This window comes from Pseudooceanicola sediminis (genome assembly GCF_003575965.1).
Taxonomy (GTDB): Bacteria; Pseudomonadota; Alphaproteobacteria; order Rhodobacterales; family Rhodobacteraceae; genus Pseudooceanicola; species Pseudooceanicola sediminis.
Genome location: NZ_QWJJ01000002.1, coordinates 349,478 through 364,406 on the forward strand (window position 1 = coordinate 349,478; position 14,929 = coordinate 364,406).

A 14,929-nucleotide genomic window follows, 5' to 3' on the forward strand; every position below is an offset into this window, starting at 1 on the left:
ACGGCAGAGGACCATCGCGGGACCTGTGCCAGCCCACGGCACCACCCCCGCAGCCTGCCGCCGTCGGCGGTGGCGCCTTGTCATCTGGCCGAAAATACCCCCGCCGGAGGCAACACGAGCGGTTTTCCCAACGGGAAAACCACTCGGCACAGGCAGCGCGCCGCAGGCGCACAATCCGGCTCGATCAAGAAAGGGCGGCCCGTGGGCCGCCCTCATCCTGTCTGACTGATCGGGAAAAGTGATTGCCGCCTCAGCCCTTCATCGAATCCCAGAAGTTCTTCACCGAGCGAAAGAAACCTTCGCTCTCGGGATTGTTCTCTTCCGAGAGATCCTCGAATTCGCGCAGAAGTTCCTTTTGACGGCCGGTCAGGTTCACCGGGGTCTCGACCGCCATTTCGATGAACATGTCGCCATACCCACCGCCGCGCAGCGCGGGCATCCCCTTGGAACGCAGGCGCATCTGGCGGCCAGACTGGCTGCCTTCGGGAATCTTGACTCGGCTGCGTCCACCGTCGATCGTGGGCACCTCGATATCGCCGCTGAGCGCGGCCGTGGTCATCGACACGGGCACCCGGCAGAACAGGTTGTTGCCCTCGCGCTCGAAGATCGCGTGCTTGGCCACCTCGATAAAGATGTAGAGGTCGCCGGACGGACCGCCGCGCATCCCGGCTTCGCCCTCGCCGCCCAGGCGGATGCGCGTGCCGGTTTCCACGCCTGCGGGAATGTTCACCGAAAGCGCACGGTCGCGTTCGACGCGGCCCTGGCCATGGCAGACCGAACAGGGGTTCTTGATGATCTGGCCCATGCCGGAACAGGTCGGGCAGGTGCGTTCCACCGTGAAAAAGCCCTGCTGCGCCCGCACCTTGCCCATACCGGCACAGGTGGGACAGGTGGTCGGTTCGCCACCGCCTTCGGCACCGGAGCCTTCGCATTTGGTGCAGGTGACCGCGGTCGGCACCTTGATCGACTTTTGCAGGCCCGAATAGGCCTCCTCAAGCGTGATCCGCATGTTGTAGCGCAGGTCGGCGCCTCGGGTGGCGCGCTGGCGGCCACCGGGCTGCCGCCCGCCCATGAAGTCACCGAACAGGTCGTCGAACACATCCGAAAAGGCCGAGGCGAAATCACCCTGGCCCGCACCGCCGGCGCCGGGACGCTGACCGCCGCCCATGCCGCCCTCAAAGGCGGCGTGGCCATAGCGGTCATAGGCTGCCTTCTTCTCGGCATCCTTCAGCACCTCGTAGGCTTCGTTCACTTCCTTGAACTGGTCTTCTGCCTTCGGGTTGTCGGAATTGCGGTCGGGGTGCAGTTCCTTCGCCTTGGAGCGATAGGCTTTCTTGATCTCATCCGCTGCGGCCCCCTTCTGGAGGCCGAGGACGTCGTAATAATCGCGTTTTGCCACTTCAGGTCATCCCTTCCTTGGAACGGATAAGGCCGGCCCGCCCGAGGGGAGGACCGGCCTCAGAGGTTCCTCAGCGTCGGTGCAACTTACCCACGCTTGTTGTCATCCAGGTCCTCGAAGTCGGCATCGACGATATCGTCGTCCGAGGTATTACCGGCATCTGCCGCGGCGGGTTCGTCGTCGGACTCAGCCGATTGCGCCTTGTAGATGGCTTCGCCCAGCTTCATCGCCGCTTCGGTCACGTTCTGGATGCCCGCGCGGATCTTGTCGGGGTTCTTGCTCTCGATCTCGTCCTTGAGCGCGGCCACGGCCAGTTCGATGGCCTCGACAGTGGTCGGGTCGACCTTGTCGCCATGCTCCTCGAGCGATTTCTCGGTCGAGTGGATGAGGCTTTCGGCCTGGTTGGTCGATTCGACCAGATCCTTGCGCGCCTTGTCGGCATCGGCGTTTTCTTCGGCGTCCTTGACCATCTTCTCGATGTCGGCTTCGGACAGACCGCCGGAGGCCTGGATCGTGATCTTCTGCTCCTTGTTGGTGCCCTTGTCCTTGGCGCCGACGGACACGATGCCGTTGGCGTCGATGTCGAAGGTCACTTCGATCTGGGGCATGCCGCGCGGAGCGGGGGGGATATCCTCAAGGTTGAACTGGCCGAGCATCTTGTTGTCGGCCGCCATTTCCCGTTCGCCCTGGAAGACGCGGATGGTCACGGCGTTCTGATGATCCTCGGCGGTCGAGAAGACCTGGGATTTCTTGGTCGGGATCGTCGTGTTGCGGTCGATCAGACGGGTGAAGACACCGCCCAGCGTTTCGATACCCAAGCTCAGCGGCGTCACGTCGAGCAGGACGACGTCTTTCACGTCGCCTTGCAGAACACCGGCCTGGATGGCGGCGCCGAGGGCGACGACTTCGTCCGGGTTCACGCCCTTGTGCGGCTCCTTGCCGAAGAACTTGGTCACTTCCTCGACCACTTTCGGCATACGGGTCATACCGCCGACCAGAACGACTTCGTCAATGTCGGAGGTCGAGAGACCGGCGTCTTTCAGAGCGGCCTGGCAGGGCTTCATCGAGGCCTTGATCAGGTCACCGACCAGCTGTTCCAGCTTGGAACGGGTCAGTTTCATGACCATGTGCAGCGGCTGGCCGTTCGAGCCCATCGAGATGAACGGCTGGTTGATTTCGGTCTGGCTGGAGCTGGACAGTTCGATCTTGGCCTTCTCGGCGGCTTCCTTCAGCCGTTGCAGGGCCATCTTGTCCTGCGTCAGGTCGACGTTGTGCTCTTTCTTGAACTCACCGGCGAGGTAGTTGACGATGCGCATGTCGAAGTCTTCACCACCCAAGAACGTGTCGCCGTTGGTGGATTTCACTTCGAACAGGCCGTCGTCGATTTCCAGGATCGTGACATCGAAGGTCCCGCCGCCGAGGTCATAGACCGCGATCGTCTGCGTTTCCTTCTTGTCGAGACCATAGGCCAGCGCGGCAGCCGTCGGTTCGTTGATGATGCGCAGCACCTCGAGACCGGCGATCTTGCCGGCGTCCTTGGTGGCCTGACGCTGGGCGTCGTTGAAATAGGCAGGCACGGTGATGACGGCTTGCGTCACTTCTTCGCCGAGGTACGATTCGGCGGTTTCCTTCATCTTGCCGAGGATGAAGGCGGAAATCTGGGAGGGGGAGTATTTCTCGCCCTTGGATTCGACCCATGCGTCGCCGTTGCCGCCATCAATGACGTTGAACGGCAGGTTCTTCTTGTCCTTGGCCAGATCCGGGTCGTCGAAACGGCGACCGATCAGGCGCTTGACGCCGAAGATGGTGTTGGAGGCATTGGTCACGGCCTGCCGCTTGGCGGATTGGCCGACAAGGCGTTCCTCGTCGGAAAAGGCGACGATGGACGGGGTGGTGCGTGCACCTTCGGAGTTCTCGATCACCTTGGGTTGCGAACCATCCATGATGGCCACGCAGGAGTTGGTGGTGCCGAGGTCGATACCGATCACTTTGGACATGTTTTCGATCCCTTCTACTTAAGGCGATATTTCGGGCGCTGACCCATTCCGGCATCTGCGTCCCGATCCGGTTGCAGCAGCCAGAGAGCCTGTCTGGCTAGCTTCTGGGCGTATATAAGGAGGGGGTCTGTGGCCTGCAAGCCGCTCACGGGGGGGCAGACGGCAAAAAAGCACCATTTTTACCCGCTTCGGTGAATGCCTGGCCGTTGAATGGTCAAGGACACAAGGCGCAGGCGGAAGAGGAGGCAGGATCATGCCGTTGAACATTCGGGGTGTCGAAATACACCAGCACATTCTGGATCGCCCGGCACAGGAGGCGATGGTGGAAGAATTGCGCGCGGTTCAGGCGGCGGCACCGCTGTTTTCGCCGAAAACCCGCTGGGGCAAGGAGATGTCGGTGCGCATGACATCGGCGGGCAAGTACGGCTGGTATTCCGACGCGCGGGGCTATCGCTATGAGGCGCGCCATCCCGACGGTGGGGCCTGGCCGCCCATTCCGCCCAGCGTGCTGGCGCTGTGGCACGATCTGACCGGCCTTGCGCGCGCCCCGGACTGCTGCCTGATCAATTACTATGGCGAGACGGCGCGCATGGGGTTGCATCAGGATCGCGACGAGGCCGATTTCACCTGGCCGGTGATGTCGGTGTCGCTGGGCGATGACGGGTTGTTCCGCATCGGCAACGAGGCGCGCGGCGGCAAGACCGAATCGATCTGGCTGGCCTCGGGCGATGTGGCCATGCTGACGGGGGCGTCGCGATTGCTGCACCACGGCATTGACCGCATCCGGCCGGGATCATCGACCCTGCTGGCACGGGGCGGGCGGATCAACCTGACCTGCCGCGTGGTGGACTGAGCTGAGTTGCCGGGATGATTTGGCGGGGTGATTTGACGGGGTGATTTGTCGGGCCGGGCCGGGCCGGGCGTGACGTGATGGGCGTGATGTGAAGGGCGTGATGTGAAGGGCGGTGGTTGCGCCGGGGTGCGGCCTAGCGCCGGGCATCCCAGGAGATGGAGGCGCGGCGCGAGGTGTAGAATTCACCGATCATGCCGATGCAGAACAGTGCCAGCGCGACATAGAGCGCATAGCTGAGCGAGGAAAAGTGCGGGTTGTAGTTGATGAAGATGTCGCCGCGCGCCTGGTCGATGGAATGGTACAGGGGGTTCCAGTCGAACAGGTTGCGCATCTTGGGATTGATCTGGTTGGCCACGAACATCTTGCCCGACGCAATCATGTTGGCGCGCTGGTAGACGGTGGAAAGGATGCCGGTGATTTCCGGCGCCCAGGGTTTCAGCGCCAGAAAGACCGTGCCGACCGCGATACCGTATAGCCACGCGACCAGGATGCAGCCAAAGGCTCCTGCCGGATCCTGGATCGAGAAGTGCGAGATGGCGACGTAGTATACGAACAGGATCAGCGCCATCGTCAGCACCTGTATATATAGTGTCGAGATGGCGGCGGCGGCGATGGAGACGATCGTGTTCATCGGCGCATGTTTCATCATCGGAGAGGCCGGGCCTTCGGACCCCATGACGGCACTGACGGTACGCACGTGGGTCATGTAGATAAAGACGCCGGACATCATGAACAGCACGAAGTCGCCGCGAATGGCCGCCCGCCGCAGCCCCAGCACGGTATAGAGCAGATAGAATATGACGATCAGCAAGATGACGCGCACCATGTTCGTCACGATCGACATCACGGCATTGCGGTGCCCCTTTCGGATGGTGTGGGCGCTGCTGTGAAAGATCAGCTCGACCATCGAAACGGCGGATTGCAGGCGGGTCTCGTTCGCTCTTTGCTGAAACATGCGCACCTGCCTGTCGGGATCGGGGTCGTCGCCCAAGGAAGTCTTGCCGTCGGGGGACCAGTGCAACATAACTTGTCCGAATGTCCCAATCAATTATGGCCGGGATAGTTGCAGAGTGGTTAACGAACCTGCTCTGAAAGACCTGAAGGAGAAACTTTTGGATTTCGAAAAGCTTACCCGCGTGATGCGCAAGCTGGCCTTGCAAGCCGGTGACAAGATCATGGAAATTTACAACGCAGATGATTTCGAGGTGAAGACGAAGTCGGACGACAGTCCGGTGACGGCAGCGGATGAAGCGGCAGATGCGCTGATTTCGGCAGGGCTGCGCGCGGAATTTCCCGACGTGCTGCTGGTGACCGAGGAACAGGCCGAGTCGCACAAGGAAAGCGCGGCCACGTTCCTGATCGTCGATCCGCTGGACGGCACCAAGGAATTCATCAACCGGCGCGGCGATTTCACGGTCAATATCGCGCTGGTCGAAAACGGCACTCCGACACGCGGCGTGGTCTATGCGCCCGCCAAGGACCGCATGTTCTATACCCTGGCCGATGGCACGACGGTGGAGGAAGCCGCGCCCTTTGACGTCGACACGGTGGGTGAGGTCACGCCGATCAGGGTGTCCAGCCCGGACAACGACGCGCTGGTGGTCGTCGCGTCGAAATCGCACCGCGATCAGGCGACGGAAGATTACATCAACAAGTATAGCGTCAAGGACAGCACCTCGGCGGGGTCGTCGCTGAAGTTCTGCCTGGTCGCCACGGGCGAGGCGGACCTGTATCCGCGCGTCGGGCGCACGATGGAGTGGGATACGGCGGCGGGTCACGCGGTGCTGGCCGGTGCGGGGGGCGCGGTGGTGGATTTCGACACCCACGCGCCGCTGGCCTACGGCAAGGATGGCTATGCCAATTCGTTCTTTATCGCCTACGCCCCCGGCGTGGATCTGAAAAAGGCCTGATCCACGGGGCATCGCGGCCATGCAGCCAGGATCGGCATCCCTTCGTTTCAGTGTCATCGTGGTCAGCCGGGGACGTCCGGCCGCGCTGGGGCTGTGCCTGACCGGGCTGAGCCGTCTGGCGTATGACGCCTACGAGATCATCGTCGTCGCCGATCCGGATGGGTTGGCGGCGGTGGCCCGTTCCGGGCTGGCGGACGAGGTCAAGCAGGTGGCCTGCGACGTCGCCAACATCGCGGTCGCACGCAACCTGGGGGTGGCTGCGGCGGCGGGCGAGGTGATCGCCTTTCTCGACGATGATTCGGTGCCCGAACCGGGCTGGCTGGCGCATCTGGCGCAGGCCTTTGCCCGGCCCGAGGTGGCGGCGGCGGGCGGGTTCGTGCGGGCACGCAACGGGATCAGCCATCAGTTCACGGCAGCCTCGGTCGACCGGTGCGCCGAGACGCGGCCGGTGTCGGTGGATGCACAGGAGATCACGTGCCTGACGACAGAACCCGGCGCAGGGATCAAGACCGAGGGCACCAATATGGCGTTTCGCCGAAGCGTGCTGGCGCAGCTCGGCGGGTTCGATCCGGCCTATCGGTTCTACCTTGAGGACGCCGATCTGAACCTGCGCCTGGCCGAGCGGGGGATCGTCAGCGCCGTCGTGCCGCTGGCCGAGGTGCACCATCACCCCGCAGAAAGCGCCACCCGCCGTGCCAGCGGCGTCGCGCGTGATCTGCACGAGGTCGGGGCCAGCACCGCCGTTTTCCTGCGCCGCCATTGCCCCGCGCCCGAGCGGCAGGCCGCCATTGCCCGGCTGCGGGCGCGGCGTCGGCGCAGCCTGGTCGCGCAGATGGTTTCGGGGCGGCTGGAGCCACGCGATGTGGGGCGGCTGCTGGCGGGATTCGACGCAGGGCTCGCCGAGGGGATGCAGCGGGAATGCCCGGACCTTGTCCCCCTGCCGGCGTCTGCGGCGGCATTCCGCCCGTTCCGGTCGCGTCGTGTTGGCGAACCGCTTGTCTTGGCGGCGCGATGGATCGGGTGGCGCGGCAAACTTGAGCAGGCGGAACAGTTGGCACGCGAAGGGCGTCCGGTGACACTCTTCGTCTTTTCTCCGACAACTCTGTACCATAGGGTCAGGATGACCACCTTCGGCGTCTGGGTTCAGAGTGGGGGAACATTCGGCAAGAGTCTGCGTTCTGACAAAGCGATCACCCTTTGGCGATTTTCCAGCAGGGTTTCGCGCGAAACCGGGCGGATTGTCCGGCAGAGATGGAACGCGCCACTTGGCTAGGTCATGGTCATATTAGAGAAACTCGCAGGGGTTTCGTCACTTTTTTAATCTGGAACTCGTGCTTCGATTGCACGGTTCATGTTACAAAGCCCGTGTAATACGGGCACCAACGAATGAGTTGAGGGCACAGCGTGAAGAACAAGATCACCAAAGCTATCTTTCCGGTCGCAGGGATGGGGACGCGTTTCCTGCCCGCCACCAAATCGGTACCCAAAGAGATTATGACGTTGGTAGATCGTCCGCTGATCCAATATGCCATCGACGAAGCCCGGGCCGCAGGCATTACCGAATTCATTTTTGTCACCTCGCGCGGCAAATCCGCGCTGGAAGATTATTTCGACTATGCCCCCCAGCTGGAAGACGAGCTGAACAAGAAGGGCAAGACCGAGCTGCTGGATGTGCTGAAATCCACCTACATGGATAGCGGCGCGATTGCCTATATCCGTCAGCACAGGGCGCTGGGCCTGGGTCACGCGGTCTGGTGCGCCCGTCGCCTGATCGGGGACGAACCCTTTGCCGTCCTGCTGCCCGACGACGTGATCTCGGCTGAAAAGCCCTGCCTTCAGCAGATGGTCGAAGCGTTCGAGGAAGACCCCGCCTGCATGGTTGCGGCGATGGAAGTGCCTGCCGCAAAGGCCAGTTCCTACGGGATCCTGGACGTGAAGGAAGACAAGGGCGACGTCGTGTCGGTCAAGGGCATGGTCGAGAAGCCGAAAGAGGGCACCGCGCCGTCGAACCTGGCCGTGATCGGGCGCTACCTGCTGACGCCGCAGATCATGAAGAACCTCGACGATCTGAAAACCGGTGCCGGGGGCGAAATTCAGCTGACCGACGCCATCGCGGACGAGATCAAGGCAGGCCGCGAGGTGAATGGCTTCCGCTTTAACGGGCAGCGGTTCGATTGCGGCTCCAAGGCCGGGTTCCTGCAGGCGACGGTGTCGTTCGGGTTGGGGCGTGAAGATTTGCGTGACGAGTTGAAAGGTTTCCTGGAAGACATCATGCATGTCGGCCACGCAGCGCAATAAAGCCTCGGAGCATATATTTTGGATCACGTTCTTGTAACAGGGGGTGCGGGCTATATCGGCTCGCACGCCTGCAAGGCATTGAAAAAGGCCGGGTTTGTTCCGGTCACTTTTGACTCATTGGTGACGGGCTGGGAAGACGCCGTCAAATTCGGACCATTTGAAAAAGGCGATCTGCTGGATCGACAGCGGCTGGACGAGGTGTTTGCCAAGTATCAGCCGGTTGCGGTGATGCATTTCGCCGCGCTGAGCCAGGTTGGCGAAAGCATGAAGGAACCGGGGCTGTACTGGCGCAATAACGTCGGTGGGTCGCTGAACCTGATCGAAGCCGCCGCGGCGGCCAGTTGCATGAACTTTGTCTTTTCGTCGACCTGCGCGACCTATGGCGAACAGGACAACGTGGTGCTGGACGAAAACAGCGTGCAACTGCCGATCAACGCCTATGGCGCGTCAAAGAAGGCGGTCGAGGATATCCTGGACAACTTCGCGGCGGCCTACGGGATGAACCACGTGATCTTTCGCTATTTCAACGTGGCGGGCGGCGACCCGGATGCGGAAGTGGGTGAACATCACCGCCCCGAGACGCACCTGATCCCGATCATGCTGGAGGCGATCGAGGGCACGCGGCCCGCGCTGACGGTGTTCGGCACGGACTACGACACCCCCGACGGAACCTGCATCCGGGATTACGTGCATGTCTGCGACCTGGTCGATGCGCATGTCCTTGGGTTGCGCTGGTTGCTGGATGGCAAGGGCAGCCGCGTGTTCAACCTTGGCACCGGAGAGGGGTTTTCCGTGCGCGAGGTGATCGCGCAGTCCAACGCGGTGACCAACCGCGACGTACCGTACGAGGAAGGTCCGCGCCGGCCCGGCGATTGCACGAAGCTGGTGTCCGGGTCGAGCCGTGCGGAAACGGAGTTGGGATGGACACCGACACGTTCGACGATGAATACTATGATCACGGACGCATGGCGGTGGCATCGGACTGGGCATTACGACAAATAATACTCCGCCTGCGCGGCTGCTGGATGTCACACGACTGACCAGTCGCGCAGGTCGTGGCCTGACCGGGGTTGACCGGGTCGAGGCCGCATATCTTTCAGCCTTGCTGGACGACGGCGTGCCGCTGTTCGGGCTGGCGCGGGTCGCGCCGGGCTATGTCCTGATGGACCAGGCCGGGCTGCTGGCCCTGCGCGGACGATTGTGCGGAGAGGCGCCCTGGGGCCGGGCGCGCGGGGCCTTTGCGCTGGCCCGCAGGCTGAGCAGGGACCAACAGCGGGCACAGGCGGATCTATGGCGGCACGGCTGGGCACGGTCGTCCCGGTGGGGGCTGGGCGCTATGCTGCGCCGGTTGCTGCCCCGTGGCACGACCTATCTTAACGTCGGCCATTCGAACCTGAGCGCGCGGGTGATGCGGGCGGTGCGACAGGTGCCGGCTGTGCGGATCTGCGTGTTTTTGCACGATACGATTCCGCTGGATTACCCCCAGTTTCAACGAGATGGCAGCGTGGCCCGGTTTCGCAGGATGCTGGATGTGGCGGGCGGTGCGGACCTGATCCTGTGCAACTCGGGGGGGACGCGGGACCGCCTGAGGGTGCATCTGGGCCCCGGCGCGCCGGGCATCCGTGTGCTGGGGTTGGGCGTTGCGCGCCCTGTGCCCCGACCGGACGAGGTACCGGCGGGCCTGCCGCCGGACCGCCCTTATTTCGTGGTCACGGGCACCATCGAACCGCGCAAGAACCACGCCCTGCTGCTGGATGTCTGGGCCGCGCTCGAGTCCGAGGTTCCGGCGGCGAAGATGCCCGTTCTGGTGATCTGCGGCGCGCGCGGCTGGCGCAACGAGGCTGTCCTTGCCCGGCTGGACCAGCTCGGCGGCTCGGGTGCCAATATCATCGAGGTCGCGGGCCTGAGCGATGGGGCGCTGGCGGCCCTGACGCAAGGGGCGCACGCCAGCCTGTTTCCCAGCCTGGCCGAGGGCTTTGGCCTGCCCCCCGCCGAAGCCGCGGTGCTGGGGACCCAGCCGATCTGTTCCGACCTGCCGGTGCTGCGCGAGGTTCTGGGCCCTGTGGCGGTGTACCTTGCGCCGCAGGACAGGGCCGCCTGGCAACGGGTGATCCGCGATTTGTCCGACCGCGACAGGCGGCCGCTGGACCCCGAGATCGCGGCAGAGGCCGAGCAGCGTTTTGCCCCTTGGGACGCACACATCAATATTCTATTAACCATTATCTGATAGCCTTTTCCTGCCGGAATTTCGACGCGGGGAAATGACGTGCCGGCGCACGCGGGGCGGCGAAAGAGGGCGGGGTGGGGTTTTCACAGCGTTACCAGTTGAGGGCCGAGCGAAGGCGGTGGCTTTTTCGCGCCTTTCGCAAGCAGCGGGAGTTGCGCTGTATCGTCGACCGCAGCGCCAAGATCCGCCCGCAGGACATTTTGCTGTTCTCTACCTTGCGAAACGAACAGCTGCGCTTGCCGTATTTCCTGACGTATTATCGCGACCTCGGGGTCAACCACTTTTTCTTTGTCGACAATGGCAGCGACGACGGCTCGGCCGAGTTTCTGAGCGCGCAGCCCGACTGTAGCGTCTGGCACACCGAGGCGAGCTACAAGAAGGCGCGCTTTGGCGTCGACTGGCTCAATGGATTGCAGGCGCGCTATGGCCACGGTCACTGGACGCTGGTGGTCGATCCCGATGAATTCTTTGTCTATCCTTTCTGCGAGACGCGACCGCTGAGCGCGCTGACCGACTGGCTGGATGCATCGTCGATCAAGTCATTCTCGGCCATGCTGCTGGATATGTACCCCAAGGGACCGTTGACCGCGCAGCCCTATCGGGCCGGGCAGAACCCTCTGGACATCGCGGCCTGGTTCGATTCGGGCAATTACACGGTTCAGCGAAACTGGAAATACGGCAACCTCTGGATTCAGGGTGGTCCGCGCACGCGGGTCTTTTTCGCGGATCGGCCTGCGATGGCACCGGCGCTGAACAAGATCCCGCTGGTGCGGTGGGACCGGTCCTATGCCTATGTCAGTTCGACCCACATGCTGCTGCCGCGCGGTCTGAACCTGGTGTTCGACGAATGGGGCGGGGAAAAGGCCAGTGGCATCTTGCTGCATACCAAGTTTCTCGACACGTTCGGGAGCAAGGCCGAGGAGGAACTGTCGCGGCGCCAGCACTACGGCGGCAGCCGCGAATACCAAGCTTATCACGCAAGGATGAAGGCAGACCCGGAGCTTTGGTGCAAATGGTCGGAAAAGTATATTAACTGGCGGCAGCTAGAAATACTGGGGCTGATGTCCAAGGGGAACTGGGCGTAGGAAAAGGGTGCGCGTTTGAGTGTTGGCATTGTCATGCTGGTGCATTCTGCCCTGGATCGGGCGGAGCAGGTCGCGCGACACTGGTCTGCGGCGGGTTGTCCCATAGTCATCCACTGCGACCGAAATGTGCCTGGCAAGACCTATGCTGCATTCCGCAAGTCGCTGTCGGATATCGCGACGATCCATTTTTCCCGGCGTTACCGCTGTGAATGGGGCACATGGGGCCTTGTGGCGGCCACGCAGGATGCCAGCGAAATGATGTTGGCCAGCTATCCCGATGTGCGCCATGTCTATCTTACATCCGGGTCCTGCCTGCCGTTGCGCCCCGTTGCCGAGCTGATCAATTATCTCGCCGCGCGTCCGCAGACCGATTTCATCGAAAGCGCGACGACGGCGGATGTGCCCTGGACGGTGGGGGGGCTGGACGAGGAACGCTTTACCCTGCGGTTTCCGTTTTCGTGGAAAAGGCATCGCAAGGCCTTTGACTGGTACGTCGGGGTGCAGCGCCGGACACGGTTTCGCCGCGTGATGCCCAATGGCCTGGTGCCCCATATGGGCAGCCAGTGGTGGTGCCTGTCGCGGGCGACGCTGTCTTCGATTCTGGGGGATTCGATGCGGCCGACGTTCGACAAGTATTTCAAGAAGGTATGGATCCCGGATGAAAGCTATTTCCAGTCGCTTGCGCGGATCTATTCCAGCCACATCGAGAGCCGGTCCCTGACCCTTTCGAAATTCGATTTCCAGGGCAAACCGCACATCTTCTACGACGATCACCTGCAACTGCTGCGGCGTTCCGATTGCTTTGTCGCGCGAAAGATCTGGCCGCGGGCCAATCGTCTGTACGATGCCTTTCTGACCGATGCCGGGGCGGCGATGAAGCGGACAGAACCGAACCCTGGCAAGATCGACCGCATCTTTTCCAAGGCCGTGGAGCGGCGCACGCGCGGGCGACCCGGCCTGTACATGCAGAGCCGCTATCCCAACGACGGCTGGGAAAATGGCCTGACGGGGGCGAAATATTCAGTTTTCCAAGGATTTTCGGAGCTTTTCGAGGATTTCGAGGGCTGGTTGGCCCGCACGACGGGGTGCCAGGTGCATGGCCACGTCTTTGGGCCGGAGGACGCGCAATTTGCCGGGGGCCAAAGCGTGATCAACGGCGCCTTGATGTCGTCTGCCAGGTTGCGCGACTACAATGCACGCGATTTTCTGACCAACCTGATCTGGAACACGCGGGGACAGCGCCAGTGTTTTCAATATGGACCGCGGGCCAACCAGGATGTCGCCTGGGACATGGCAAAGGATGCCAACGCCCAGATCTCGGTCATCTCGGGGGCCTGGGCGGTGCCGTTGTTCCAATCCAACCGCAGCTTTGTCGAGATCCGGCGCGAGGCCGCGTGGTTGCAGAAGGTCGAGAGCGAATTCATCAATGCCCTGCGCTCTCCCTATTCCAAGGGGCACTTTCACATCTGGTCGATGGCGGACTTCGTCGATTCCCCGATGGAGCCGTTGCAGGCCGCGATCGAAGAGATCAGCCACCATGGTCGCCGCCTGACCGAAGTGCCCAAGATGGTGGACCTGACCGGTTTCGGCCAGTTTCTTCAGGATCTTAAAAATCAGGGTATGCACCCCTACCTGATGGGCGATTTCCCGGCGTCGTCCGACGATATACCCTTTGTTATCAAGCCGGTGCGCAAACCTTACCCCATTCAAAGGTAGCGACAGATGCCCCAGTTCTCCTCATTTGTCGTGTTCGCGGAAATGCGCACCGGATCCAACTTTCTGGAGGCCAACCTGAATGCGCTGGAGGGGGTCAATTGCCTGGGAGAGGCGTTCAATCCGCATTTCATCAGCTATCCCAATCGTGACAGCTGCCTTGGGATCAGTCAGGCCGAGAGGGATCGCGACCCGGGCCAGCTGCTGGCGCGGATGCAAAGCGCGCCGGGGCTGAACGGTTTCCGGTTCTTCCACGATCATGATCCACGCGCGCTTGAGCATGTGTTGAAGGATCCGGCCTGTGCCAAGATCGTCCTGACGCGCAATCCTGCGGAAAGTTATGTCAGCTGGAAGATCGCGCAGGCCACGGGACAGTGGAAGCTGACGGATGTGCGCCGCCGCCGCGCCGAAACGGTGGCGTTCGACGCGGATGAATTCGCGGCGCACCTGGGCAGGCTTCAGGCCTTTCAGGTGCGACTGCTGAATGCCTTGCAGGTCAGTGGGCAGACCGCGTTTTATCTGGATTACGAGGATTTGCAGAGCGTTGCCGTGATGAATGGCCTCGCGGCCTTTCTGGGGGTGGCGGGCCGGCTGGAGACGCTGGACCGGGACATGAAGGTGCAGAACCCATCGGCGCTGGCGGACAAGGTCGAAAATTTCGCGGAAATGGAGGACGTGCTGGCGCGGTTGGATCGGTTCAACCTGTCGCGCACGCCCAACTTCGAACCGCGCCGTGGCCCGCAGGTGCCGTCCTTCGTGGCGGCGGCGGGAATTCTGTACATGCCGATCAAGGGCGGACCGGAGGCCGCGGTCACGCGCTGGATGGCCACGCTGGACAAGGATGGCGTGATCGAGGGCTTCAGCCAGAAATCCCTGCGCCAGTGGAAGCGGGCGCATCCTGGGCACCGAAGTTTCGCCGTGTTGCGTCATCCGGTTGCGCGGGCCCATGCGGTTTTCTGCGACAAGATCCTGTCGACGGGGCCGGGGGCCTTTGCCGAGATACGCAAGGTCTTGCGGCAGCGGTTCAACCTGCCGATACCCGAGGTGGTGGATGCAGGCTATGCACCGCATCACCACAAGGCCGCGTTCCTGGCGTTTCTTGATTTTCTGAAGATCAACCTGTCCGGGCAATCCGGCCTGCGTGTCGATCCGCATTGGGCAACGCAATCGGCGATGCTTGAGGGGATGGCGCAGTTTGCCCTGCCGGATCAGCTGGTGCGCGAAGACGAAATCACGCTGCACTTGCCGGCGTTGGCCCGCCGGGCAGGGGGGGGTGATCACCCACTGTCCGACCCGGCTGCGGGTGCGGAGCTGCCCTATGCGTTGAATGTAATCTATGACGCGGAGGTCGAAGCGCGCGTCGCAGAGGTGTATCAGCGCGACTACATGACCTTTGGCTTTGGCCCCTGGCAGGGTGTGCGTTGACGCGCCGACGACGGGATGACAG

Annotated in this window: 12 protein-coding genes; 9 read left to right on the forward strand and 3 right to left on the reverse strand. The window is 62.4% G+C overall.

Translation table 11 applies throughout. The annotated features are described in order from the left end of the window. Positions 1 to 250: 250 nt before the first annotated feature. Both dnaJ and dnaK read right to left on the reverse strand, forming a co-directional pair. Positions 251 to 1,399, reverse strand: coding sequence for a molecular chaperone DnaJ (gene dnaJ, locus DL237_RS03520; RefSeq protein ID WP_119397634.1), 1,149 nt, complete (start codon positions 1,397 to 1,399; stop codon positions 251 to 253). A gap of 86 nt (positions 1,400 to 1,485) precedes the next feature. Next, positions 1,486 to 3,396 (reverse strand): molecular chaperone DnaK, encoded by a 1,911-nt coding sequence (gene dnaK, locus DL237_RS03525; RefSeq protein WP_119397635.1) that lies wholly within the window; start codon positions 3,394 to 3,396, stop codon positions 1,486 to 1,488. Between the two features lie 253 nt (positions 3,397 to 3,649). Between dnaK and DL237_RS03530 the strand changes: the two genes are divergently transcribed. Next, positions 3,650 to 4,249: an alpha-ketoglutarate-dependent dioxygenase AlkB family protein gene (locus DL237_RS03530; protein WP_119397636.1), complete on the forward strand. Its 600-nt coding sequence runs from the start codon at positions 3,650 to 3,652 to the stop codon at positions 4,247 to 4,249. A gap of 133 nt (positions 4,250 to 4,382) precedes the next feature. On the opposite strand, the gene DL237_RS03535 is transcribed toward DL237_RS03530, so the two are convergent. Beyond that, complete coding sequence (locus tag DL237_RS03535) at positions 4,383 to 5,204, reverse strand: ABC transporter permease (protein ID WP_119397690.1); 822 nt, start codon at positions 5,202 to 5,204, stop codon at positions 4,383 to 4,385. Between the two features lie 157 nt (positions 5,205 to 5,361). On the opposite strand from DL237_RS03535, the gene cysQ reads away from it, so the two are divergent. The 8 genes from cysQ (at position 5,362) to DL237_RS03575 (ending at position 14,907) form a co-directional block, all read left to right on the forward strand. Then, positions 5,362 to 6,159, forward strand: coding sequence for a 3'(2'),5'-bisphosphate nucleotidase CysQ (gene cysQ / locus DL237_RS03540; protein WP_119397637.1), 798 nt, complete (start codon positions 5,362 to 5,364; stop codon positions 6,157 to 6,159). A gap of 19 nt (positions 6,160 to 6,178) precedes the next feature. Beyond that, positions 6,179 to 7,432: a glycosyltransferase family 2 protein gene (locus tag DL237_RS03545; RefSeq protein ID WP_119397638.1), complete on the forward strand. Its 1,254-nt coding sequence runs from the start codon at positions 6,179 to 6,181 to the stop codon at positions 7,430 to 7,432. A 131-nt stretch (positions 7,433 to 7,563) separates the two neighbouring features. Continuing rightward, positions 7,564 to 8,457: a UTP--glucose-1-phosphate uridylyltransferase GalU gene (galU, locus tag DL237_RS03550; protein ID WP_119397639.1), complete on the forward strand. Its 894-nt coding sequence runs from the start codon at positions 7,564 to 7,566 to the stop codon at positions 8,455 to 8,457. A gap of 18 nt (positions 8,458 to 8,475) precedes the next feature. Beyond that, positions 8,476 to 9,459, forward strand: a complete 984-nt coding sequence (gene galE, locus DL237_RS03555; RefSeq protein WP_119397640.1) for a UDP-glucose 4-epimerase GalE — start codon at positions 8,476 to 8,478, stop codon at positions 9,457 to 9,459. Between the two features lie 100 nt (positions 9,460 to 9,559). Further along, positions 9,560 to 10,684 (forward strand): glycosyltransferase family 4 protein, encoded by a 1,125-nt coding sequence (locus tag DL237_RS03560; protein ID WP_233544849.1) that lies wholly within the window; start codon positions 9,560 to 9,562, stop codon positions 10,682 to 10,684. A gap of 74 nt (positions 10,685 to 10,758) precedes the next feature. Beyond that, positions 10,759 to 11,769 carry a glycosyltransferase family 2 protein gene (locus DL237_RS03565; protein WP_119397642.1) on the forward strand — a complete coding sequence of 337 codons (1,011 nt, stop codon included), beginning with the start codon at positions 10,759 to 10,761 and terminating at the stop codon, positions 11,767 to 11,769. A gap of 15 nt (positions 11,770 to 11,784) precedes the next feature. Continuing rightward, on the forward strand, positions 11,785 to 13,485 hold the full coding sequence (locus tag DL237_RS03570; protein ID WP_119397643.1) for a DUF5927 domain-containing protein: 1,701 nt from the start codon (positions 11,785 to 11,787) through the stop codon (positions 13,483 to 13,485). 6 nt (positions 13,486 to 13,491) lie between these two features. After that, positions 13,492 to 14,907, forward strand: coding sequence for a nodulation protein NodH (locus DL237_RS03575; RefSeq protein ID WP_119397644.1), 1,416 nt, complete (start codon positions 13,492 to 13,494; stop codon positions 14,905 to 14,907). Positions 14,908 to 14,929 lie beyond the last annotated feature (22 nt).